Genomic DNA, 25,320 nt, shown 5'->3' with positions numbered 1-25,320 from the left:
CTAAGAATACAATCAAATATCCCGCCAAAAAACGGTCTGAACTAAGTTCAGACCGTTTTTTTTGAAGATATCAGAAAGTATAAACTTCGAAGCATGGGCATTCCTGATATCGCAAGAAAAACCTCCATTAAGAACAGTCCGTCTCCATTGGAATCCTCTTGTAGATGTTTTCGTCATTTACAAACGTCAAGTTATATTATAATAATATACTAAATATACTATTTAAATTATAAAGGTTGTGATGGGCATTGAAATCTCTGCCGCTATACAAAAAAATTCAGGAAGATATCAAGCGGCTGATCGCCATCGGCAAGCTGCGGGAGGGCGACAGGGTCCCTTCGGAGAAGGAATTGGCCGAACGTTACCGCGTAAGTCAAATTACAAGCAAAAACGCGCTGGTTGGACTGATGGAGGAAGGCTTACTCGTCCGGATCCAAGGCAAGGGCACCTTCGTGATGAGCAGGCCGGAGAACGCCACGGCGCTTGATCAGTTGGGAGAATGGACAGCAGGTCCGGGCAAGAGCGGGCGTATCGGGTTAGTGCTGCCGACGATGAAAACGAAAGTGGACCAGCGCTTTTTGGACAATATCGAGAAGTACGCGTCCGCCGCAGGCTATGAAGTGATGCTGAGAATTACGCGCGAATCCCAGCTCGAGGAGTCTAAGGTTATCTCGTCCTTCCTGAAGCAGGGGGTGGACGGCATGATCATTTTTCCGGTTGAAAACGAGACGTACAACGATTCGATTCTGCGGCTTTCGCTGGATCGTTTCCCATTCGTTCTGATCGATCGGTTCTTGAAGGAGATCAAGACTTACAGCGTAAGCTCGGATAACGTAAACGGCACAAGGGAAGCCGTGGAGTATTTACTTAACAAAGGCCATTCGTCCATCGCGTTCATCTCTCCCGAAATTACGAATACGGTGACGGACGAGAGGGCCCAGGGGTTTGAGCAAGCTTATCTCGAGCATGGGCTGTCGATCGACAAAAGCTTATGGTGTCTCCTCCCGCTGGAAGAGATCGCATCAGGTCAATCCGTCGAGCATATCAGGGCGTTTTTAGATGGCTGTCCCCATATTACCGGCATCATAACGGCCAATACGGAACTGTGCAGAAATGCCTATAAAGCGGCAGTTGCATCCGGTAGACAGGTGCCGGACGAACTGGAGCTGATCACGTTCGATCCGCCGGATCTGCCGAATGTCCCGTATATCCGCCAAAACGAGGAGGATATGTGCCGGTTAACCGTAGAGCTGTTAATCGAGCAGATCGAAGGAGCTTTTGAGGCGAGAAGAATCGTGGTGCCGGTCATGCTGGTAAAAGAATAAAGCGAAAGGTCGAGAAGCGAGGAGACACCTATTTTATAATAAATATAGTATATAAAATTATATTATTATAAGTTATCATGATTTCGTAAAGCGCTTACACTACATCTTTTAAAGAAGAGGGGAATCGCATGAAATCGAAGAGCAAATTCGCAGGCATGATCATGCTGCTGCTGATGTTTGCGTTAACCGCATGCAGCGGCGGCAACGGACCCAATGACGGGGCTGCTCCAAGCAACCCGGACACTTCGACGCCAGGCAATGAAGCTTCCGCCGGGCAGGACCCAAAAGAACCTGTAACGATTGAGTTTATGGGCCACGGCAATCCGAACGAAAAAAAGATTTTCGAAAAGCTGATCGCTTCCTTCGAGGAGAAGTACCCGAACGTCACCGTTAAATACACTTCGGTGCCGCCGGGCGAATACTCGCAGAAGATGACGACGCTGATCAGCTCCGGCAAGGTTCCGGACGTATTCTACGTCGGAGGTCCGGAGTTTTACCGCTTCGCGGAAGCCGGAACGCTTCTCAACATTCAGTCCTATCTGGATCAGACATCCTTGTTTAATCCCGATAACGTATGGAAGCAGGCGATGGACCGCTACCGCTTCGACGGCAGCAAGGTCGGTGCCGGAGACTTGTACGGGCTGCCGAAGGACGTAGGACCGTGGTCATTTGTCTATAACAAGGATTTGTTTGATGAAGCGGGTGTCCCGTATCCTTCCGCAACGGCAGGGGATTGGACCTGGGACGACATGCTGGAAGCAGCCCAAAAGCTGACGGTCGATGATAACGGCGACGGAAAGCCCGATCAATATGGTGTAGGCGCTTACAGTCTTGAATCGGCGGTATGGGGCAACGGCGGTGAATATATCGATTACGCCACTGGCACGGTAAAGGTGAACGAGCCCGAATTTTATGAGGCGATGCAATTTGTTGCAGACCTGAACCTGAAGCACAAGGTCAGCCCGAACCAGGAAGCCGAGCAAGCGATGAACGCATATACCCGGTTTATTAACGGCCAGCTGGCTATGTTTGCGATGGGCCCATGGGATCAACCTGCATTCTGGGAGCTGCCTTTCGGTTGGGACATTGCCGCGTGGCCGGCAAGCCCGAATACGGGACAAACGGCGACCTGGCTCGGCTCAATGGGATTTGCCGTTTCGGCGAAATCCAAACACCCGCAGGAAGCGTTCGACTTGGCGGCCTTCCTGTCCCTGGATGAGCAAGGGCAGCGCGAAAACTACCAGCTCGGTCAAGCGGTTCCTAACCTGATCGACATGGCGGAAGGCGAATTTAAGGAAATGGACAAAGGACCGCAAACACGCCAAGTATTCCTCGATATTATCCAAGATTACGGACGTCCGGACGTTGTAGCTTTCTCAAAGGATACGCAATGGCTAGATACGTTCAACCAGAACGCGAGCAAAGTATGGAACGGTGAGATGTCGGCAAAAGACTTTACGGCCCAGATCCAGCCGAAGATGCAGGAGTTGTACGACAAAGGCAATAAATAATGCCGAAGGGGCAGGGGGCGTCAGCCATTCATATCGGCGCCTCCCGCCTTACGGGCATCCTGTCATAACGAAATACAGGCGAAGGTGGAATGGAATATGGGTACCAAGCTTGGCGGGTATCGCAGAAGAGAACTGGCGTGGTTGTATCTGTTCGTCGCTCCGCCGGTTCTCGGGTTTCTTTTGTTCGGCCTTGTGCCGATCTTGTTCTCGATCTATATCAGCTTTCACAAATGGGATATGCTTACCGATCCGCAGTGGTCGGGGCTCGCCAACTATAAGGATCTGTTGAACGATGAGAAAGTGTACAAATCGTTGTATAATACGGTCTATTTGATGATCGGCATTCCGCTCGGCATGATACTCTCGATGCTGCTGGCCATCTTAATGAACCGCAAATTCGCCGGCATCTCGTTCATGCGCACGATTTATTATCTACCGGTGATATCACCGATTATTGCGGTATCACTGCTGTGGCAGTGGATATTGAATCAGGATTACGGATTGCTCAACAACTTCCTGTGGGAAACGTTCGGCATAACCGGGCCTAACTGGCTGGGCAAGCCGGAGTGGGTAAAGCCTTCGCTCATCCTGATCGGTCTGTGGAGCGGCATCGGCGGGAACATGGTGCTGTACCTTGCAGGACTGCAATCGATCTCCTCGACGTATTATGAAGCTGCGGAAATCGATGGCGCCGGTGCTTGGCACAAGCTGACGCGAATTACCATCCCGCTGCTCACGCCGATCCATTTCTTTGTCATCGTCATGGGCATCATCGGTGCGTTCCAGTCATTCAGCCAAATTTACGTGCTTGCGGTGGATGGCGGGCCGGAATACAGCGGCGCGACAGTCGTCTATTACATTTTCCAGCACGCGTTCGAGTACTTCAATATGGGCTATGCCAGCGCGGTGGCCTGGGTACTGGGCATTCTCATCTTTATCGTCACGCTCATTCAATTTAAGCTTTCCAATCGATGGGTTTACCAAGACTAGGGGGGAAATCTGTGAAACGGGAAAAAATGACGGACCTCTGGTCGCTGCTGCTGTTGCTTTGCGGTTCGATCTTTATGATCGCACCGTTTATTTGGACCATCTCGACTTCGTTAAAGGATCGGCGAAACGTATTTGAAATTCCGCCACAGTGGATTCCTGATCCGATCACGTTCGATAACTACGCGAAAGTCTGGCTGGAGTCGCCCTTGCTTCACGGATTCATGAACAGCTTGATTATCGTGGTGATCGTCCTCACGGTTGGGATGCTGGTATCAGCGATGTCTGCCTATGCGTTCGGCAAATTCGAATTTCCTTACAAAGGCATGCTGTTCATGGGTTTGCTCGGAACGATGATGATTCCGTATTCGGTCGTTATGATACCGCAGTATATCGGATTTTCCAGGCTGGATTGGGTGGACACACTGCTGCCGCTCATCGTGCCCGGCCTGTTCGGCAACATCGTTGTCATCTTTTTCATCAGGCAATATTTGCAAAGCGCGATGCCGACGGAATTGATCGAAGCGGCGAAGATTGACGGCTGCAGCTTTCCGGGCATTTTCTTCAAGATCGCGCTGCCGATCATGAAGCCGGCGCTTGCCGCCCAAGCCGCCCTTGGCTTTATGGGCATCTGGAACGATTTTCTCGGTCCGCTGATTTACTTGCATACGCCCGAGAAACAAACGATTCAAGTGCTGATCGCCTCGATGCAGGCCATGTACATCGGCCAGTCTGATTATCCGATGATCATGGCCGCCGCCATCATCGCCATGGTGCCGGTGATCATCGTATTCTTTTTCTGCCAAAGATACTTTATCGAGTCGATGGCAATCAGCGGAATCAAGGGGTGAGGCACGTGCCGATAAGAATGACGCGCCTGTTGAAGATCGTTTGTTGTCTCGGCACGTTAGGATTAGCGGCCGGATTGGCATTGTCGGGATGCGATTCAAGAACGAAACCGGAGGCGGTCGATTTGGATATTTACAACGGAAAAATGTACGCCAATCCTTTTCCCTCCCTAGAGGAAGAATGGGAGGATTACGGCAACGGAGACCCGTATGTACTGCGGCATGACGGTCGCTATTATCTGTATGTCAGCACGAAGGATCACCGGACGGGCATCAAGGCGTGGGTATCGGACAATCTGGTCGATTGGAGGTATGCGGGTCTGGTGACGGAGGATCCCGTATCGACCGGCGCCTACGCACCTGAAGTGATTTACTGGAACGGCTGGTTTTATCTATACACTTCTCCGGCAGGAAAGGGACATTACGTGTTCCGCAGCGAATCGCCGACTGGCCCGTTCGAAAGGATCTCCGATAACGTCGGGATGAGTATCGACGGCTCGGTGTTTATCGACGATGACGGCTCCTGGCTGTTTACCCATGCAGGTTCGTCGGGCATTGTCGGCGTTCCGATGGACGGACCGGCCGATTTCGGTGTAGGTCAGACGATTCCAGGTCCCTATCTGGGGCATTGGACAGAGGGGTCGATGATCATCAAACGGAACGGCACCTATTACATGACCTATACTGGCAATCATGTGTTCAGCAAAGGTTACCGCATTCATTATGCCGTGTCGCATGATTCGCCGCTTGGTCCGTACAACATACCGGCCAACAATCCGCTCGTCATCAGCACCAAGCCGGACTTCTACGGGCTCGGCCACAGCTCGACCGTCCTGGGACCCGATCTGGATTCCTATTATCTCGTTTACCATAACTTGACGGGAAGATCCCAGGAAGGCCCGCCCGTCCGTCGCATGAACATCGACCGGCTAGTATTCAACGGTGACAAGATGGAGATTCTGGGGCCTACGAATTACGATCAGCCCGTCCCGGGAGGGCCGGTCTTTGCCGATCGGCTGGATGCAGCCGCCATCGATCCAAGTCGGTGGAAGGCAGCGAATGCAGGAGGAAGCGGACAAATCGTCAGCAAGGAGAGCACGGATCGAATATATACGGCCGAATATAACTTGGTGCCATCAAAAGCCCGTGTCGCCGCGTTGTTTGCGTATCAAGAAACGAATCTTTACGGATTCGCCGAAATCGAGCCGGAGCAGGGCCGGTTATCCGTGGGGAGGATGGAGGACGGAACACGCAAGGTGCTTGCAACGGCGGAGATCCCCGCAGATACGGATTGGTCCAAGCTGCACACGATTCGCGTCGAGCGCGGAGAAGATCGGCTGCGGGTTTACCTGGACGGCAATCTGAAGCTTGATCAATCGGCGGAGCCGTTCGGACCAGGCAAAATCGGATACCGATACGAAACCGGCGAGCCGAGCTTTTCGTATACGGCATTCTCGAACCACGCTTCCGGCAGCAGTGACTTCGAAACAGCCAAGCCGCTTCCGGGCAGCATGGAGGCGGTACACTACTTAAGCGGCGAAGACAGAGGATTCTCGGTCCGCCATCCTTCGAAAGCAGGTGCATGGCGTGGTTCGGACGGTACGGCGATCCGGACGGCTGAGGATGGAAGCTACTCGGCTTCGCTGACAGAAAAAGGCGACTGGTTGCGTTATGCGGTGAATGTTTCGGAATCCGGCACCTATGCGCTGGACTTGACGGTTAAGGCAGGAGCGGGGCCGACATCCTTCAAGCTGCTCGTGGACGATAAGAAATCCGGAAACTATAAAGCTGACGGCAGCCAATACTCCGGTAGCGAACCCTGGGTTAAAATTCGGGTTGGATCCCTAAAGCTCGAAAAGGGATTACATAGCGTTGCCATTCAATTGGACAGCGACCAAACGATGGAATGGAAAACAATGGACTTCGAGCTGGTCGACGAGCAAACGTTCAAGTTGGAGCATCTTCTGGAACAAACAAGCTCCGAGGACGTTCACGGCCAATGGATCGAAACCGACGGCGGGTATGTCGGCGCAGCCGATTCCGATGCCAAGATGTATGGAGGAAGCCCTCTTTGGACCGATTATCGCATCCGAACGACCGTGAAGCTGGGCGACGATCCGTCCGGTCAGGCGGGCGTGCTCTTCCGAGTGACCAACGAGTCGGATTTCCGGGATCAAGTGAGCGATTCGCTGATGGGATATTTCCTGGCGGTCAGCGCTACGAAGCTCGAGCTGTACAAACATAATTACGATTCAGAATTGCTGCATAGCGTCAAGGTTTCGCTGAAACCAAACGAGCCGGCAAGCTTGCGTATCGAGGTTGTACGAGGCACGATTCACGTATATGTGCAGGACGGGGCAGAGCCGGTCCTGACTTATGATGATCCCCGGGCATTCATGCAAGGGAGAGTAGGCATACGATCGGTTCATGCGGAGCAGATCGAGCTCGGCAACTTAACGGTGGAATCCATGGGTACGAAATAGAAACGATAAACTAACAGATGATGGAGAGTGGAACATAATGTCTAGCTCACACAAATATATTAAAGACTATCCTAGACCGCAATTGGTGCGTGAAAACTGGGAAAATCTGAACGGGGAATGGGATTTCCGGTTCGACGATGCATGGGAAGGGGAAAGCGGCAAGTGGTACGACCGTCTTGGAGCCGACCGCAAAATTACGGTCCCCTTCGCGTATGAGACAAAAGCAAGCGGCATAGCGGATGAATCGTTCCATCCCTGCGTATGGTATGAGCGGATGGTTGTCATACCTGCCAAGGAAGCAGGCAAACGGATCCTGCTGCATTTTCAAGCGGTCGATTACGCGGCGACCCTGTGGGTCAACGGACGCAAAATCGGCACGCACGAGGGAGGATACGCAGCCTTTTCCTTCGACATTACCGAAGCGGTCGAGTTTGGCCAGGAGAACAGGATTACCGTTCGAGCCGTGGACAGCAACAGCTGCACCCAACCGCGCGGCAAGCAGCGATGGATGAAGGACAACTTCGGCTGCTGGTACGTACAGACGACCGGAATATGGCAAACCGTATGGATGGAATACGTGAATCCGATTCACATCAGCCGAGTGAAGATAACGCCGGAACTGGAACGCGGGTCGGCGAATTTCGGTTATGAACTAGGCAATGCCGCGCACGGCTACGACGGATTAACCCTTCAGACGATCATCCGGTTTGACGGGAAGCTGATCCGCTCGACGGAAACGAGCGTGGAGCGAGGAACATTAACGGTTGACTTAAGTGTCGTCAACGAAGCGGCAGGGGAATGGAAGATCAAGCCATGGCACCCGAACCATCCGAATTTATACGACGTCGAGATGATTCTGAAACAAAATGGTAATCCCATCGACACGGTCTACTCCTATTTTGGCATGCGGAGCATCCGGATCGTAGGCGATCAAGTCATACTGAATCATACGCCGATCTATCAGAGACTGCTGCTGGACCAGGGCTATTGGAACGATACGCATCTGACGCCTCCGTCGGAGGAAGCGCTGCTGGAAGACATCGACAAAACGCTGGCCCTCGGCTTCAACGGCGTGCGCAAGCATCAGAAGCTGGAGGATCCCCGTTACTTATATTGGTGCGACCGCAAAGGGCTGCTGGTATGGTCGGAAATGCCGTCGACCTACGAATTTGGTGACGATGCGGTTGAGCGATTCACGAATGAGTGGATGGCCGTCGTCCGGCAGCATTATAATCATCCCTCCATTATCGCATGGGTACCGTTTAACGAGTCCTGGGGGATAACCGACATAGCCACCGACCGCAAGCAGCAGCAATTTACGGAATCAATCTATCATTTGACCAAGGCCTTCGACCAGATGCGGCCGGTCATCGTGAACGACGGCTGGGAACATACGGTTTCGGATATCATTACACTTCACGATTATGAAGAGATAGGCGCTATGCTGGAAGAGCGATACCGGGACAAAGATGCGCTGTTAGGCAACGAATTCGCGCATAACAAGCATCGTTATCCATTCGCGCAGGGTTATGGATATCGAGGCCAGCCTGTGATCATCAGCGAATACGGCGGCATCGCCTTTACAAGCGAAGAGGGCTGGGGCTACGGCAATCAGGTTCGCAGCGAGGAGGAATTTTTGAAGCGGTACGAGGGAGTTACGCAAGCGATTAAAAATTTGCCATACGTGAGCGGATTCTGTTACACGCAAATTACGGATGTGCAGCAGGAAGTGAACGGCTTGCTGACGATCGAGCGCAAACCGAAAGTGAATATGGAAGCGATTCGAAGCATTAATCTGGCTTAAGCGAATATGGACTCGATGCGAAGCATTAATCTGGCTTGAGCGAATAGAGAACGTTCATCCATACTTTTTTCTGGAATAGTTTAGATTTCTGGTGAGATATAGGTGTGCACAGAGCAGCAGGGACTCGTCAATAGGACGGGTCCCTGCTGCTTCTTCCAGCCACTTTGGATTATTTTTTATATAGGGGAAAAATACATGCAATAGAACATCCAGAGGTGGCATAAGCAATTGCTTGATGGAAACTCAACTGAACAGTATGGATAAGCGCGAAAAACTCCACCAAAGAGCTGGAAATGACAATACTGATTCAATAAATACAAACATCGGACAATTGATGGCAGTGTGCACTGATGTATGCTGTGTGCACGGTTGTATGCGGTGTGCACTGATGTATGCAGTGTGCACTGATGTATGCAGTGTGCACTGATGTATGCGGTGTGCACTGATGTGTCGGTGTGCACTGATGTATGCATAGTGCACTAATGTATGCAGTGTGCACTGATGTGTCGGTGTGCTCTGTTGTATTGTGGTGTGCATCTAATGTATACGGACAGGAGGTCCGCTATTTCCCAATAACTGCACCAATTTCAATGATTCGCGGACACAGAATCCGTTATTCTCGGCTTTTCTCTGTTTTTGCGGTAATATGTGTGGCAATAGCGGAACCTGTGTCCGCTTAACCTTATATCTAGTACCTTTACTTACAAATAGCGGAATCACGGTCCATACGGAGTTAGTCTAACAGCTTCTTGCTCATAAAAACCACCTAAAGTGAACTGCACCTCCAATGTTAGATGGTGTCTAGCAATTGGGGTTCAGTTCAAAGTGTCATTGGTTTCCCATATGGGTTCCCTATATTTAAATATAATTCGTATCTCGGCGATATGTATTCCAGATTTTATAATGTTGTCTAAGATTTGATATATTGCAAAGTATGTATGGCGATCCAAGAAAACTTGTCGTCCATCTAAGCGCTTAAAATTATGGTGCGCATCATGGTGATGTTCCCTAGTCATCGAATACATATAACATTGACCGATACGCCTCAGAATGGAGGTTCAATAAATTATATTACGATCCAAAAAGCTATTCCGAGAATGAAACTAGAATGCAATGTAGACGGGAGAACTAATATTACGACGTGAGCTCTTGTCCTGAGAAAACACTGTCGCTCCAAAGAAAATGAGGATATTATGTTCTTATGGAAAGGATTGGACGACAGAACTAAAATGAACGGGAGGTAACCCTTATAATATGAAAGATATGAATCATTACAATACCTTTATTCAAGTTGCCGAAGACTGCCCTGCTAGCATGGCTATCATTCCGAAGGCTAAAGGTGAGTCTAAGACCGTACCGGTTATTCAGTATGAGATGATATCGAACCATCCTTACCAATACACGCAAGAGGATGTGTTATTTGAAGTATTTGCCGAGCGCAATCATATCTCGGAAAATGAAAGAGTAACCGCTCGCGAGAAGTTTTTCTCCAAAGGCCAGCCTTGTCTTCGGACCTCAGCATTGGGCAAGCGTTATGGCTGGGGTATTCATCATAACGCTCAAGGAAAAGTCGCGATCTACGCTGTAGAGTCAGAGGAATACATAAAACTCATGAACTATAAAGGTATTACCCAATTTAAGGCGATGAGGTCCAAACGCGCATAGGAGATATATCGGAAAGTTCATGTCTACCTAACCAGAAATGGACGCAAAATGAGCAATTAAGAAGAAAAATCGCATTTCATTTTAAGTTACAATGAGTGTAATTCGAGTGAGGGAGATTTATCTAAGAAAGGAGTGGGACGATGTCAGAAGCCGAAGAGGATAAGAAAATCCATTGGAAGAGGAACATCATTCTCTTCTTAAGCAGCCAGACCCTCTCGCTGTTTGGTTCTGCCTTGGTGCAATATGCTATCATGTGGTACATTACGCTGACTACGCAGTCAGGCATCATGATGACGCTGTATATTATTTGCGGATTCATTCCGACGTTTCTGCTGTCGCCGTTTGCGGGGGTATGGGCGGACCGCTTCAACCGTAAATCGCTCATTATGATTGCGGATGCGATGATCGCGGTGGTTACGCTCATTTTGGCCATTACGTTTATGCTTGGCTACCAAGCGGTTTGGCTGCTGTTTATCATCTCTGCCGTACGCGCACTCGGAGCAGGTATTCAGACGCCGGCGGTCGGGGCGATATTGCCTCAAATCGTGCCTCAAGAAAAGCTAACGAAAGTAAACGGCATCAACGGCAGCCTACAAGCACTCACCATGTTCGTAGCACCCATCGTCAGCGCGGCTTTGCTTACCATGGCAACGATCGAAGTGATTTTTTTCATCGACGTCGTTACGGCTGCGATCGCGATCTTTACCTTGTTTGTGTTTCTCAAAATTCCGCTGCACAAAAAGGCATCTGACACGCAAAGTACAGGCTATCTGGACGACTTCAAGGAGGGCTTGGTGTACATAAAACAGCATGCCTTTTTAAAATCTTTTTTTATCTTCTTCGCTTTTTTCTTCGTGCTCATGGCACCTGCTGCCTTTCTGACTCCGCTGCAGGTTACCCGCAGCTTCGGTGACGATGTTTGGCGCTTGACGGCAATCGAGATCGCTTTTTCCGTCGGCATGATGGCCGGAGGAGGGATCATCGCGTCATGGGGCGGCTTCAAAAATAAAGTGTACACGATGGCTATAGCCAGCTTCATCATGGCCCTGTCCACTTTTGCGCTTGGCATTGTACCTGTATTCTGGATTTATTTAGCCATCATGGCTGTGTTCGGAGTTGCGATGCCCATATTTAATACGCCGACGACCGTCATGCTGCAGGAGAAGGTGGACGAAAATTATCTGGGACGTATATTCGGTGTCTTCGGGATGATCTCGACTTCCATGATGCCCATCGGGATGTTGATATTCGGACCTCTTGCCGACGTGGTCAAAATCGAATGGCTGCTGGTCGGTACCGGACTGTTTATGCTCGTGCTTACTGTGTTCTTCGCTCGCAACAAGCGATTGGTTGAAGCAGGCATGCCGCTGCAGAACGAACAAGAAGCCATACCGGATTAATGCTTCCAAGCCTCGACAAAATGGGAGTTTATCCACTTAAAGCAAGCGAGGCTGAATATCCAGGCGATCCTTTCATTAAAGATCGACGGAGAATGGACATACCGAACGAAGTGTGGAAGCTTATACAAAGTATCCTAGGAGTTGCGCAGGAACCATAACGCATATGGCCATGTCATGAGTACAAGGAGCTAGTGACCTTTTGAGGTTACGGCTCCTTTTTTCGTAAGACAATTTCAACAAATTTCGCTCTATAGAATCATGTTATATTTATTGTTGACAGATTTTAACACCAAGAAGATAATAATTGTAACTATGGAAAAAGGAGGGAAATGTTTAAGGCGTTTTTTATTCGAATGGATTTTCTAAACGTAAGGATTCGGTTGTACCTCGTATATTAACCTTTTAAAGGAGTGTAGTCATGTACGATAAAATCGTAGACATTTTGTGCTCGATCAAAGAAGACCAACCGGAACTCCGCGAAGTCCTGTCCCCCGAAACGGATCTAAACAACGATATAGGCCTCGATTCACTGCAAATGATCCAGTTTATGCTCAAAGTCGAAGATCAGTTAAACGTGGTCATTGACTATGACCAATTCGATTACGAACATCTCCAGTCGATCGACTCATTTATCACTTTTCTGAAAAGCTGCCAATCGCAGGAGCAGCCTTTGTACGAAGATGTCAAGCAATGAAGCCGGCGTGATTCCGAAAATTGTAATGGGTACCTTCGATCCCGAAACACGTTGGAGGGATCCGAATCTGGCCCGGCTGCCCGCTATGCCCGATAAGGACCGAGAATCGATTGTCCTATGCATGGACGAGCTGCTTTTTTCATTATGCGTTCCGGACGATGTCCTTTACAGTCGTTGCAAAATCGATCCGGCGCTGCACGAATACCTAAACGGGTTGGGCTTTTCTTTTCGGACCCGCTATCACTATGATTTGAACGATGAGAATAAGCCTTTACCGGAATCGGACGATTTCAAGCGGTGCATGTTCAGCCTTGCAGCCGAACAAGCCCAAAAGCTAATACCGGCAAACAGAACGCTGCAGACAGCCGGTGCCGGTTATTCTGAGGGTGCGGTCTTGCCGGACCCAACCTCTTCCAGGAATGCCGCAAACCGTTTGCGCCAAACACAATCACCGGATGAAGCGTTGTTTACCCACGCCGCAAACATTCTATCTCCGTACGCCATTACAGCAGAAACGGAAACTTACCTCCGTGCCGCCGGACCTTTTGGTTCTTTGCCGGACATGGAGACGGTTGTACGTGTTAACTCCAAGATATACTCGAGCCGACTCCTGGCCAGAATCGGCGAGAAGCGCTACGGCATGGAGGCAAACAGCGCTGCGGAAATGGAGGCGATCGGAACTACGCTTTTGAAGCGGGGGCCATACCTAATGAAAGACCCATTCGGTGTTTCGGGCAAGGGCAACCTGTTCATCGACAGTGAAGCCATGCAGCGAAGGATCGCAGAACACCTGCATAAACAGGAGGGAAGCGGATTGCGCGTTCAATTCCTGCTGGAGCCCCTGCTTCCGAAAGTGACCGACTTCAGTTCTCACTGGTTCATCCGGGAGAACGGTGAGAAGGAGTTCATTTCCGTTCAGCGGATGATGAATCACCAGCAAAATTACAGCGGGTCTATCAAAGCCGATGAAGCTTTTAACGGAATGCTGGAGAACGCCGGCTATTTTACCGTGATGGAGAAAGCGCTCCAGGCTCTGGTCGAGGACGGCTACCATGGCTTCGTCTGCTTCGACTCCATGATACTGGAGGACGGAGAAGTCGTATCCATTGTGGAGATCAACGCCCGCAAGTCCATGGGACTGATTAACGCGTATCTCAATAAATGGTGGGAACCATACGGCCATACCGGATGGCTTACGTTTTTCTCTCTCGGTCTTCCCGAAGGCTTCACATTTGGGAAACTCCTGCAAGCTTTACGCAAAACCGGTCTTCTGTTGGCAGCACCCGGGGATTACGGGATCGTGCCGCTATCATCTAATACCGTCATGGTGAACGAGATTCTGACCCGACGCCGTATCGCCGAAGGAACACAGGACAAACGGGGTATGCCGAAGGGACGGCTGTATGCAGCCGTGCTGGGACGTGACGATGGACATCGCAGCGAACTGGTCAAAAGACTGCGTCAAATGCTCGCCGACTTGTCCGTTAAAGTGTACAACTAAATCTGGAACTCGGGGGGGGGGGGCGCATGAATTCATCTTCGGTTACCTTGCTGGCGTCGGGGAATTCGCTCGGCGCATACATTCCGGCTATGCATCTGCAAACGTACCTGCAAGGCAGAGGTATCGGAGCAGACGTTTATGTTCTGGAAAATCTGTACCACGAAGAGGTCCGGCACAAAATACGTTCCACCAAAAAAGCATTCCATGCGGATTTCTCCGTTGCCCGTATGGGGCATAAGCTGGCCAAGCCCGTTGACTCCTCCCTGGACGAGGAAGCGGTTCGGAGAATGCTGGACGTTTGGAGACATGCCGGCATCTCCCGCTTTGCAGTCTTCACGGGATTCTGGCTGCCGATTCTGGAGCGTTATAAGGCAGCTGCCGGCATCCCCCTGGACATCCGGCTGATTCGGTTGGATGCGAGTGATACACCGTCTTATAAGGTACACAAGCAGTTATATCTAGCCTACGACAACGTCTGGTTCTACGAGCCTTCAAAGCTGTCGCCGGGCAGTTACCTTGCTTCGGACGAAGCGGAGCCTCTTCCTTACACGCAGCGTACCGGACGCATTCTGATCCATGGCGGTGGCTGGGGGATCGGGACCTATGCCGGGACGATCTCAGAACTTCGTAAGCTCGGCCACAGCCTTGATGTGATCGTTTACGATCCCTCCGAGGTGGAGGAGGACGACGGGGCTACGCGCTACTTCGGAACGGAGGCCTCCTGGGATCCGTGGAGCAAGAACGAGCAGGGGCGGCACACGTTTCCGCCGATGTTCCGTTATGTCCGTGAAGACGGCGTTCTGCGGGAGTTTCCGCTCGAGGATTACTCCGTTTACACGGACCTGATGCGAAATTGCGCAGCCATCATAAGCAAGCCGGGGGGAGCGACCATGAACGACTCGCTGTCGTTCGGAATCCCATTTGTCATGCTGGAACCGTTCGGCGACCATGAGCTTCATAATTCAACCTATTGGGAATCCTGTGGTTTCGGTATCCGGTTTGCGGAGTGGAAAGCCCAGGATTTTTCCAAACCTATGCTGCAGGAGATTTGCAGACGTTTACTGGAGCAGCGATCAAAAATTAACCATTTTGGGAGGAACACCTATGCAGCCGAAAACAGCAGTTACGTTTGACAAACTGACGTTCCGTAATATGAAAAGAACCCTGGTGCCGCTAGCGGAAACGGGAAGGAAGCTCAAGGAGGATCCGACTTATGCAGCCCCCGTGCCTTATGAGATCGGGATCAAGCTCAATAACGGCTGTAATCTGCGCTGCAAGCACTGCTTCGAATGGAATCCGGAAGGCTTCCATCACGGCTTCGCCAAAGAAGTAAAGAACGACGAAATCGAGATTCCTGTCGTGGAGAAGCTTCTTGCCGAAACGAAAGAACGCAAATCGCGCGTGTTCCTGTGGGGCGGGGAGCCGCTGTTCTACTCCAAGTTCGATGAACTGGCGGAGCTGCTGGCCAGAGAAGATCGGTATACAACCATTTGTACGAATGCGATACTCATAGAACAAAAGCTGGATTCCATTCTGAAAATGTCGGAAAATCTGGTCATGCTGGTCAGCCTGGAAGGCTTCGAAAAAGAGAATGACGCGATAAGAGGCAAAGGCACGTTCAAGAAAGTGATCCACGCCATACAGCTGCTGCTGGATCTGCAAAAGCAGGGCCTGTACAAAGGCAAAGTGTCTGTAGCTCTAACGGTAAATGACCAGATGGTCGGCCAGCTTTACAGCTTTATGGAATTCTTCGAAGAGATGGGCGTAGATTCCGTATACTTCTGCTTCCCTTGGTACATCCCTTCCGGTACGGCGGAGAAAATGGACGCCTACTTCGATGCCCATTTCCCGCACCTTGCCTCCCGCTTTGTGGACGACCATAAGAACAGCTGGCACTCTTTCACGTTCCACATCTCACCGGACCATTTCGATACGTTGATCGAAGAGCTGAAACGCGTCAATTCACGCGTATGGAATGTACGGATACGATATCAGCCCGCGCTGGAGCCGGAAGAGGTGGAAGGGTTTATCCGGGGAAGCGAGAAGCCGGCCATGAACCGGACGAAGTGCTTCTCGATCTCGAACCGGATGGACGTGATGCCGGACGGGAAAGTGAATCCGTGCAAATTTTTTCCGGAATTCAGTGTCGGCAATTTGTATGAAGATAGTGTGGCGGATATTTTCCACGGCGAAGATCTTCGGAAACAGCGTGAGGTTCTGGCGTGCGGTCTGATGCCGATTTGCTCGAAATGCGTGCTGCTTTATAACAATGGAGTTTAAGCGTTTAAACTTTATGCCGTTCAATCAGGCGAATCAGGCAAACGTTCGGGAGGATCGGAGATGGACTTTATCCGTGTGCGGGAGCTGCACAAATCGTTTGTGTATTATCGGAAAGAAGCCGGGCTTAAAAATTCATTAAAAAATTTGTTTGCCCGCAAGTCACTGGTGAAGGAAGCGGTTAAATCCGTTTCCTTCGATATCGGTCCCGGCGAGTGCGTTGGATTTCTCGGGCCCAACGGGGCGGGCAAGACCACAACGCTCAAGATGTTATCGGGCATTTTATATCCCACGAGCGGGGAAGCCAATGTACTTGGCTATGTGCCATGGGAGCGGAAGAACGAGTTCAAACGGCTGTTCTCCATTGTGATGGGCCAGAAAAACCAGCTTTGGTGGGACCTTCCCGCCAGCGAGTCGATTTATTTGAACAAATGTATTTATGACGTAGACGATGATCTCTACTGCCGGGTTCTTGCCGAGTTATCGGAAATGCTCGAAGTGCAGGACCTTCTGGACGTGCAGGTGCGTCGGCTGTCTCTTGGGGAGCGGATGAAAATGGAGCTCATCGCCGCTCTGATCCACCAGCCTAAGCTGCTTTATCTCGATGAGCCGACGATCGGCCTCGATTTCCCTTCCCAGAAGAAGGTCAGGGAGTTTCTGAAATACTACAATGAACAATTCGGCGCGACGATCCTGCTGACGAGCCACTACATGAAGGATGTGGAGGACCTATGCAAGCGGACGATCATCATCAATGAAGGCAGTATTCTGTACGACGGTGATCTTCATAAAATCAACGATCTTTTTGACGAGAACAAAATAATAAAGCTGCAGTTCTCCGAACCCGTTGCCGAGCAGCGGTTGGCCAAATTCGGGAAAATCGTCAGTGCAGACGATTACAATGCTGTTTTGGAGCTGCCTAAGTACCGCTTGAAGGAAGTGTCGCGTGCCGTGCTCGATTCGTTTCCGATCGTTGACTGGACGATCGAGGACGTGGCGATCGAGGAGAGTATTTCGATGCTCTATCGTAAGGAATCCGTCGGATGAACAGACGCAAATTGTATAGGGCTGTTTTTTCGATGGGCGTCCAGCATTCAATGGAATACCGTTTTCATTTCTTTCTTGGTCTGCTGGGGGCTGCGTTTCCGATTCTGGTCCAGTATTTCATCTGGACGGCGGTGTATCGTCATTCCGGTCAGGCTGCGTTGTTCTCGTATTCGTACAGTCAAATTATATTGTATACGATCATGGCAGGATTGGTGTCCAAGCTGATTGCTACCCAGTTCGAGCACCAGATTGCCGACGATATCAAAAACGGCGGTCTTAACAAGTATTTGATCAAACCGGTCAGCTATTTCGGGTATCGGTTGGTATCTTTTTTCGGCCAGAAGGCGATCTATTACGGGATTACGGCTTTGCTGCTCGTCGGCATTATTGGGTTCGCGTCTGTCGGTGAAGTGCTGGAGCTCCAGCCGATACGACTGATCTTGTTCGCGGTCACGCTGTCGGGGGCACTTTTACTCAATTTCCTGATCGCCTACTGCATCTGTGCGAGCGCCTTTTATCTGCATGAAATCTCGTATTTTTTCGTCATTACAAGTCTGCTCGTCAATATTTTGAGCGGAGGGATGTTTCCGCTGGAGATTTTCGGGGAGTCGGTTGTGAAGGCACTTCAGTACACGCCATTCCCATATACGATTTATTTTCCGGTCAATATCCTCAGCGGGAAAGCGGAAACAGCGGCTATGTACCAAGGGCTGCTTATCCAGTGTGGGTGGATTCTGCTGTTCTTCTGGTTATCCAGGCTGACATGGCGCGTTTCCATGAAGAAATATTCGGCAGTAGGGGGGTAGCGGACGTTGCGTATGTTTAAAATCGCGAGGAAATACATGCGGCTGTATGGCATATTCATCAAAAATTGTCTCATCGCCCAAATGGAGTTTCGGGGCAATTTTATGATGAGCCTGCTGGTCGAATCCGTCTACCTGCTTGCCAAGCTGTTATATGTGCTCGTTGTGTTCCGCACCGATCTTCATGTAGATGGCATACCGCCGGAAGGGCTGCTTCTATTTATAGGCATGCATACGGTGGTGACCGGAATTTACGTTGGCCTGTTTTTTACAAACTTCATGAAAATTCCGGAATACATTAAGGACGGTTCGCTTGATTTAATGCTGACAAAGCCGGTATCCCTTCAGTTCATGGCGTCTTTGCGCTACGTTGATTTGGCGCTGCCGATCCCCGATATTCTGGTTGGGTTCGTCATGGTCGGTATCGGCTGGCATGCGATGGATATTCCGCTGTCGTTCCTGCAGCTCGCGGGGTTTGCCCTGCTGCTGCTCGTCTCCGTTGTCATCACATACTGCCTGATGATTATCCCGGCGCTGCTTTCATTCTGGTTCGTTCAGACGGGCTCTGTGTCGGAGATCGCCCATTCCATCTGGGACGCCAACAATTTCCCCATGGCAATTTACCCTGCCTGGGTCCGCCGAATCGGAACCTTTGTTATTCCTCTATTCCTCATTACCAATTTCGGACCGATGTTTCTGCTTGAACAGATCAATTGGCTTCATGCGGGACTGGCGCTGGCCGCCTCGCTTGTGCTCTTCGCAGCTGTACGGCTGCTCTGGAAGCAGGCCGTAAAAGGATACAGCAGCGCGAGCAGTTAAGCCAGTCGTTTGGTGGGGCTGAACGCCGAGTTTGCATCCTTGCATCAAAGAAAGAGACTAGATGTGTCGGACGCAATCGTCGGAACACTGCTGATCACGATTCCGGATCACTTGTCAGAAAGGGGGAAATCATGATGAACGCATTTCAGCTTCCGGTGGTGAATCCGCCGCTTAAAGGATTTTTGCGGTGGGCTTACACGCTTTCGATCACCAGCATCCACGAAGAGACGATTCCTTGGTATTACAGCAATTTTATCCAGTTGTTTTGCAAAAAAAACTTTCTGGAGGACGGCAGGCAGTACTATGTCGATTTTTTTCGGGGCAAGCCCAACGAACTGAATTTCAACAACCCGTTTCTTCTCACCTGCTCGGTCAATTATACGATTTTGGAGAGTTTGGCATTGGACGCCTGGCCGAAATTTTTCGCGGATCAGATCCGAAACGGCTATTATTGCGTTGTGTTTTTGGACGAAGCCAGGCTATCGCCGGCGGCCTCCTATCAGAAAGAGCCGTTTCCTCATCATCTTTTTCTATACGGTTTCGACTGGGGCGAAAGTGCCTTCTATGCATCGATGTTCGACCTTATGGGAGTTTACCGCAATTTGCAGATCCCGTTCCGGGAATTCCAGGACGCCGTTCAGTCTATGAGGCATCTTCTAAAGGAGAAGCTCACGGCCGATCATCATACGTATTTTTATAAATACGAACCGCATTCTCCATATCCTTTTGATAAAACGGCCGCGATTGACCAGCTGCGCGATTATCTAAACGGAGAGACCCATCTCAACCGGATCAATTACAATTCGGACAACGAGGAAGCTTTCGGAATCAAGGTATATGACTATTTGCGACTGTACTATGAGGCTGTAGAGGGCAATGATGCAAGGCTTGGTGACCGTAACGATGTAAGGCATCTTCATGTGCTCTGGGAGCACAAAAAAATGATGAGCGAGCGGATCGGATACTTGGTGGATGAGGGGATTATCCCGTATGACGAAGAGCTTGTGGCTGGCTACAAGGATATCGCCAAAAGGGCGATGAAGCTGAGAGATCAATACATTCGTCATGAAATTCGCGAAGATAAAGTAATGTTTGAACGGCTGAAGCTCCGGTTCGATGAGTTCCAAAAGGAAGAGCCTGTTCTCTTGCAAAAACTGATTACGCTGCTCGAAGGTTCCAAAGACTCACTGGTGAGTACCTGCGGAAGCGGATGCGATTCATACAAGAAAGAAGACCGGGTATTCAGAAACAGGTGAAGCTTTGTTAGAACAAAACCTGCTAGCCATGGCTAGCAGGTTTTTTGTTCATTTACTTTACGGTTTAATGATGGTCGCGTTAGCCTGACTTCGTCGATAATGCATCCCATACGCTCATCAGTTGAGTAATGGCTGCATCCATGGCTTCGTATGAAACACCGTCCCGGGCTTGTGTCGAAATTCCTTGCAGAAAGGTTTCGAATAAGGTTACCAGCATGGGGATATCCGTTGAACCCGGCAGCTCTCCATTGGCTACGGCCCGCTCTATACAACCTTTTAGCCAACCGTTGACCCTTGCTCGTTCCTTGGCAAGCATCTCTCGGATGTGTTGTTGCTCGGGTGAACAGTTCACAGCGGACAAAATCAACAGACAACCGAGAGGATGGGAACCTTCTGTCTGCATTCGAGCCGATTGCCGTAACCCTTGCTCGATGGCCGTTTTGGATGTCACGCTTGTATCCCTGAAACTTTCAGAAACTTGTCCATAAGTAGAGATATACCGATTCATCACTTCTCGGAACAGGGATTCTTTTGATTCGAAAGCGGCATAGAAACTCGCAGCAGATATATCGCCCATGGCAGCACGCAACTGAGCTAGCGAAGTGGATTCATAGCCGTGTTCCCAGAACAGAAGCATGGCGGCAGCAACTGCCTCGTCACGGTTAAAAGCGCGTGGACGTCCTGTTCGTGCCATATAAATGCCCCCCCTAATTAATTATATACTAATCGATCCAGAAGTCCTTGACAAGGGAGAAGGATTAAATTTAATATATGGAATGATCGATCCATAATTTAATTTTTCTTAAGGAGGAAACTATTTTGTCTCAATTATCATCTTCTACGGGTACGGCACAAACGGCCAATATGCCCGCCAGGCTTCCTTGGTTGGCACTGCTTGCGCTTGCGATGACAGGTTTTATTTGTATTTTTACAGAAACCATTCCGGCCGGTTTACTGCCGCATATCGCGGGAGGTTTGAATATTACAACAGGGATGGCCGGACAGCTCGTGACGTCTTATGCTTTGGGTTCCATTGTGGCGGCAATTCCGTTTGCTATGTTTACAGGCGGGATGAGGCGGCGTCCGCTTCTGCTAGCCATTATTGCAGGTTTTTTCATCTTCAACTCGATGACCGCACTGTCTAGCAGCTATGTATTGACGCTGGTCGCTCGATTTTTTGCCGGTGTATCTGCGGGTGCCGCTTGGGGGATGATTGCCGGATACGCACGACGTATGGTTCCGGATGCCTTAAGAGGCCGTGCCTTGGCAGTCGCGATGGTCGGGACTCCGATTGCTCTTACATTAGGCGTGCCGGTTGGCACCTTGCTCGGTGACCTGATCGGTTGGCGCCTTGTATTCGGACTCATGTCGCTTCTGACTCTCGCATTAATTGGATGGGTTGTGTGGCAGGTTCCGGACTATCCCGGGCAGCCTGCAAATCAACGTATGACTATCCGTCAGGTGTTTGTTATGCCCGGCATCCGTCCGATTCTTATGGTGGTGCTGACGTGGATGCTGGCACACAATATTTTATATACGTATATCGCGCCGTTTCTTGAGCCTTTGGGACTGGCTGCGCGTGTTGATCTGGTCTTGCTTGTATTTGGAGCGTTCGCACTGATCTCGATCTGGATTGTGGGTCTGTTGATAGATCGTCACCTACGCCTGCTTGTATTACTCAGTCTATTGGGCTTCCTGCTGGTTGCCGCAGCACTATGGACGGGCGCCACATCGGCATTCGTCGTTTATGCGGCCGTGGCATTATGGGGACTTACCTTCGGGGGTGCCGCCACCATGCTGCAAACAGCGCTTGCCGATGCAAGTGGTGAAGAAGGTGTGGATATCGTCATGCCGATCAATACCACAGTCTGGAATTTGGCCATCGCCGGTGGTGGGCTTGTCGGCGGCGCTTTGCTGGAGTTTATTGGAGTCAAGTCGTTTCCGGGAGTTCTGTTGATTTTGCTGCTCATTGCATTGATTATTGCGTGGAGTTCGAAGAAACATGGCTTTCCCAGCAAACCATAGATATGAACATTAATGTATGAAAACAACAACTAGAAACCATCATTACCACATTGGATGAATATGTATCGGGGACTCTCTCGTGGTGAATAAGCGAACCTCCTTTCTGAATTTGAACAGAACATGGAAAATGTATTTAAAAAATGGCGTCCAGCATGCATCAATCTCCATATTCCGATGAAGTACAGCAATTAATCTCAGAATGGAAAAGTTATCTGGAAGAATCTATCGTATGTGCAATACATGTTAACATGTATTGACATACGTATAAATTTGATAATCGCTTCAATCATTATATCAATCAATTTAGTGATGAAGACTTAGCCGAATTTATATATGATGCTATTATGCATCATACCTATTTGGGATTAGAATGAAAGGAGTGCGCATGGACCCAAACATAAAATTAATGTTCTTGGACGAACATGCCATTGAAGGCGCAGCACGGTTCGGAGTTAGCCCGGAGGAGCTGACTTTCATTGGAGGTTTTCAGAACTTTATTTATTCCTACAATCGCAATCATGTGAACTATATCCTCCGTTTCACACCGAGCTCTCATCGCACAGGGGAAGAACTTGCAGCTGAAATAGAGTGGATTCGTTATCTATCAGAGAATGGTTTGGCTGTCTCAGACTCGGTAGCTTCGGTTCATGGAAAGGACTTCGAACGAATCCAAGGAAATTCTATTGATTTCTACGTGACCTCCTTCAGATATGCACCTGGCCGTAAAATCGGATACCCAGAATGCCTAGGTAATTCCATACTTTACGAACAATGCGGACGGCTGACTGGTCGTCTCCACGAACTGTCAAAGCGTTACAAACCTAAGGCTAACAGACACACATGGGAATGCAATGAATACCTCTTACTGGCCAGAAATTATATACCGACAGAGCATCTACCCATTCTTTTTGCGCTTGATGAACTTAAGGCACATTTGGCCAGTCTCCGTATTACGACTGATAATTTCGGTTTGATACACGGAGATATCAATGTAGGAAATTTCATGGTTGATGAATCAGGGGAAATAACGCTCTTCGACTTCGACGAATGCCAGTACAGTTGGTATGTCGAAGACATTGCCATCCAGCTTTATTATTTGCTCTATGTATTCGGGGAAGATTCGAAGGCTGAACGTAAGGTGCAGTACGAACTTTTCATGAAACATTTCGAGCAAGGCTATACAGAGGATGGTCGTCACATGCCTGACGACTGGAAGGATCAGCTGAAGCTTTTCCTGAGACTGCGTGAAATTATCGTCGTTGTCGGTATGCATCGGAGTTGGGATTTAAGTCAACCAGATGATTGGACCCGTGATTTTTTAAGGGATAGCAGGATGCGGATTCTAAAAGGAATATCGTTGATCGACGAATTCCAGTAATCCTAAAAGGGAGGATCCGATGGAACGGTAACGAACTACCGATGCTTGTTAGGTGAAGATGGATTGACAAGGTCCGATTTCTTAGGAGAAGCTGGCTGGTACAAGGTGAAAATATAGCCTTCGAATATTGGATAATTCTGGGTTGTGATTGATGTTATAATCAAAGTGGACGCTTTATTTCGACACGAGGGAGGAGATGGCGGCTGAATAAACGCACATGGTATGTCTTTCTGGCAATTTGCGTCCTGATTCTAATTAGCGCGACGATATATTCGGCGTTTCAAAACAGAACATCGTTTAAGGAGATGGTGCTCGATCAGTTGATTGAGCCTAAGACCATCAGCCATATGAGCGTCAGGAAAAATCGGTTCCGTCCGAACGAGCAAGAGATACAAATTACAGATCCCGCGGAGATTGAGCGGATTATGAACAGCTTTTCCGAAGTCAAACTGCGTAAAACCAGCAGCGTGGATTACGGTAGCGAAGAATATGAAGTTTGGTTCCAGGGCCGGAACGGCCCGACCTTCGCCGTATACTTTTTTAGTCCGGACCACGTGCGAATCTATAACGGTTCGAGCAATCATAAAAGGTACGGCAAGGAGTATAAAATCGTGAACGACTTCGATCGTGGGGTTATCGAAAATCTATTTAAATGAACGAATGAGGAGGAGGAAGGTCATTGGACGATGACCTTTCTCTTCTCTGTATTCTGGAGACTCAAGGCCGATTTAACGATGATCTAATATTATTTAGTCGTATCACTTTGAATCGTCTTCTGCTGCTTGAAAAAATACTGGACTACTCGTTCCAGTTGGTTTATACTCATGTAGAAAAGGAGGGGGTATCAATGGGACGGACCAAGAAATTTGACAGGGAGCAAGTACTGCGCAAAGCTATGATTGTTTTTTGGGAAAAAGGATATGAAGCTACAAGCATACCGGATTTATTGGAATCTATGGGGTTGAGCAGATCCAGTATGTACGAAACGTTTCAGGATAAACAGACGCTATATTACGAGGCCATCCAATATTATAAAAAAATGTCGCAAAAAAAACGCGATCAGATGATACATGCAACTTCTGCGATCGAGGGGATCCGCCAGTATTTCGAGCTGCATATCACGAACGCTTTTGCCACGCACGGTGAAGCTTTCCCCAATGGATGTCTGATTACGAATGCTTCTGTTGGTCTGGATACCGTGGATGAGCCCTTGCAGAATACGATTCGTCAAAGCTTTACGGAATTAGAGCAGCTGTTTTATGAGACGTTAAGGAAAGGGCAAGAAACGGGAGAAATAGCCCCGGAGAAAGATATTAAAATGTTATCGTACCTGCTGCTGAATCTCAACCATAGCATTAACGTAATGGCCAGGATCCAAAGCGATATCCATAAAGTCCATGGTATGATGAACGCGGTCTTCGAGATGCTGTAAACCTATTTTTTTCAACAAATCGGAATGATCGTTCCGAAAATCCACCCCCTTTGAGTGTGAGCTTA

21 protein-coding genes and 1 pseudogene are annotated in these 25,320 nt (G+C 49.5%); 21 read left to right on the top strand and 1 reads right to left on the bottom strand.

From position 1 onward, the window contains the following. The first annotated feature begins 248 nt into the window (after positions 1 to 248). The 16 genes from PLA01S_RS16005 (at position 249) to PLA01S_RS15930 (ending at position 20,420) form a co-directional block, all read left to right on the top strand. On the top strand, positions 249 to 1,325 hold the full coding sequence (locus PLA01S_RS16005; RefSeq protein WP_127593070.1) for a GntR family transcriptional regulator: 1,077 nt from the start codon (positions 249 to 251) through the stop codon (positions 1,323 to 1,325). 128 nt (positions 1,326 to 1,453) lie between these two features. Beyond that, positions 1,454 to 2,836, top strand: a complete 1,383-nt coding sequence (locus tag PLA01S_RS16000; RefSeq protein ID WP_127593069.1) for an ABC transporter substrate-binding protein — start codon at positions 1,454 to 1,456, stop codon at positions 2,834 to 2,836. A gap of 96 nt (positions 2,837 to 2,932) precedes the next feature. After that, positions 2,933 to 3,826, top strand: a complete 894-nt coding sequence (locus PLA01S_RS15995) for a carbohydrate ABC transporter permease (RefSeq protein WP_127593068.1) — start codon at positions 2,933 to 2,935, stop codon at positions 3,824 to 3,826. Positions 3,827 to 3,837: 11 nt separating this feature from the next. After that, positions 3,838 to 4,674, top strand: a complete 837-nt coding sequence (locus PLA01S_RS15990; RefSeq protein ID WP_127593067.1) for a carbohydrate ABC transporter permease — start codon at positions 3,838 to 3,840, stop codon at positions 4,672 to 4,674. A gap of 5 nt (positions 4,675 to 4,679) precedes the next feature. After that, positions 4,680 to 7,154: a family 43 glycosylhydrolase gene (locus PLA01S_RS15985; RefSeq protein WP_246059589.1), complete on the top strand. Its 2,475-nt coding sequence runs from the start codon at positions 4,680 to 4,682 to the stop codon at positions 7,152 to 7,154. Between the two features lie 37 nt (positions 7,155 to 7,191). Then, positions 7,192 to 8,958: a glycoside hydrolase family 2 protein gene (locus PLA01S_RS15980; protein ID WP_127593066.1), complete on the top strand. Its 1,767-nt coding sequence runs from the start codon at positions 7,192 to 7,194 to the stop codon at positions 8,956 to 8,958. Between the two features lie 1,254 nt (positions 8,959 to 10,212). Beyond that, positions 10,213 to 10,623, top strand: coding sequence for a DUF6157 family protein (locus tag PLA01S_RS15975; protein WP_127593065.1), 411 nt, complete (start codon positions 10,213 to 10,215; stop codon positions 10,621 to 10,623). 140 nt (positions 10,624 to 10,763) lie between these two features. Then, positions 10,764 to 12,023: an MFS transporter gene (locus PLA01S_RS15970; protein ID WP_127593064.1), complete on the top strand. Its 1,260-nt coding sequence runs from the start codon at positions 10,764 to 10,766 to the stop codon at positions 12,021 to 12,023. 418 nt (positions 12,024 to 12,441) lie between these two features. Continuing rightward, positions 12,442 to 12,717 (top strand): acyl carrier protein, encoded by a 276-nt coding sequence (locus PLA01S_RS15965; RefSeq protein ID WP_127593063.1) that lies wholly within the window; start codon positions 12,442 to 12,444, stop codon positions 12,715 to 12,717. Then, entirely contained in the window at positions 12,704 to 14,218 is a 1,515-nt protein-coding gene (locus PLA01S_RS15960) for a hypothetical protein (protein WP_127593062.1), read from the top strand. Before PLA01S_RS15965 ends, PLA01S_RS15960 begins: the two co-directional genes overlap by 14 nt. Before the next feature lie 26 nt (positions 14,219 to 14,244). Beyond that, entirely contained in the window at positions 14,245 to 15,351 is a 1,107-nt protein-coding gene (locus PLA01S_RS15955; protein ID WP_127593061.1) for a glycosyltransferase family protein, read from the top strand. After that, on the top strand, positions 15,323 to 16,498 hold the full coding sequence (locus PLA01S_RS15950) for a radical SAM protein (RefSeq protein ID WP_127593060.1): 1,176 nt from the start codon (positions 15,323 to 15,325) through the stop codon (positions 16,496 to 16,498). The genes PLA01S_RS15955 and PLA01S_RS15950 overlap by 29 nt, the downstream gene beginning before the upstream one ends. A 60-nt stretch (positions 16,499 to 16,558) precedes the next feature. Continuing rightward, a complete protein-coding gene (locus tag PLA01S_RS15945) occupies positions 16,559 to 17,542 on the top strand; it encodes an ABC transporter ATP-binding protein (protein WP_127593059.1) in 984 nt (327 codons plus the stop codon). After that, positions 17,539 to 18,348: an ABC transporter permease gene (locus tag PLA01S_RS15940; protein WP_127593058.1), complete on the top strand. Its 810-nt coding sequence runs from the start codon at positions 17,539 to 17,541 to the stop codon at positions 18,346 to 18,348. The genes PLA01S_RS15945 and PLA01S_RS15940 overlap by 4 nt, the downstream gene beginning before the upstream one ends. Positions 18,349 to 18,360: 12 nt before the next feature. Continuing rightward, positions 18,361 to 19,164: an ABC transporter permease gene (locus PLA01S_RS15935; RefSeq protein WP_127593187.1), complete on the top strand. Its 804-nt coding sequence runs from the start codon at positions 18,361 to 18,363 to the stop codon at positions 19,162 to 19,164. 134 nt (positions 19,165 to 19,298) lie between these two features. Continuing rightward, positions 19,299 to 20,420, top strand: coding sequence for a hypothetical protein (locus tag PLA01S_RS15930; RefSeq protein ID WP_246059587.1), 1,122 nt, complete (start codon positions 19,299 to 19,301; stop codon positions 20,418 to 20,420). Positions 20,421 to 20,499: 79 nt separating this feature from the next. Here PLA01S_RS15930 and PLA01S_RS15925 read toward each other — a convergent pair whose 3' ends face one another. Next, positions 20,500 to 21,114 carry a TetR/AcrR family transcriptional regulator gene (locus PLA01S_RS15925; protein WP_127593057.1) on the bottom strand — a complete coding sequence of 205 codons (615 nt, stop codon included), beginning with the start codon at positions 21,112 to 21,114 and terminating at the stop codon, positions 20,500 to 20,502. Positions 21,115 to 21,239: 125 nt separating this feature from the next. On the opposite strand from PLA01S_RS15925, the gene PLA01S_RS15920 reads away from it, so the two are divergent. The 5 genes and pseudogenes from PLA01S_RS15920 (at position 21,240) to PLA01S_RS15895 (ending at position 25,255) form a co-directional block, all read left to right on the top strand. Next, a complete protein-coding gene (locus PLA01S_RS15920; RefSeq protein WP_127593056.1) occupies positions 21,240 to 22,445 on the top strand; it encodes an MFS transporter in 1,206 nt (401 codons plus the stop codon). Positions 22,446 to 22,535: 90 nt separating this feature from the next. Continuing rightward, positions 22,536 to 22,819: pseudogene (locus tag PLA01S_RS32610) on the top strand (TipAS antibiotic-recognition domain-containing protein); the annotation flags it as partial. A gap of 38 nt (positions 22,820 to 22,857) precedes the next feature. Beyond that, positions 22,858 to 23,823: a phosphotransferase enzyme family protein gene (locus PLA01S_RS15910; RefSeq protein WP_164817440.1), complete on the top strand. Its 966-nt coding sequence runs from the start codon at positions 22,858 to 22,860 to the stop codon at positions 23,821 to 23,823. Between the two features lie 320 nt (positions 23,824 to 24,143). Next, the gene (locus PLA01S_RS15900; RefSeq protein WP_246059586.1) at positions 24,144 to 24,479 is read left to right on the top strand and encodes a hypothetical protein; all 336 of its coding nucleotides are present in this window, start codon (positions 24,144 to 24,146) and stop codon (positions 24,477 to 24,479) included. A gap of 191 nt (positions 24,480 to 24,670) precedes the next feature. After that, positions 24,671 to 25,255, top strand: a complete 585-nt coding sequence (locus PLA01S_RS15895) for a TetR/AcrR family transcriptional regulator (protein ID WP_127593053.1) — start codon at positions 24,671 to 24,673, stop codon at positions 25,253 to 25,255. Positions 25,256 to 25,320 lie beyond the last annotated feature (65 nt).

The organism is Paenibacillus lautus NBRC 15380 (assembly GCF_004000945.1).
Classification (GTDB): Bacteria; Bacillota; Bacilli; order Paenibacillales; family Paenibacillaceae; genus Paenibacillus_AQ; species Paenibacillus_AQ lautus.
This window is presented reverse-complemented; position numbering and strand designations above follow the sequence as displayed.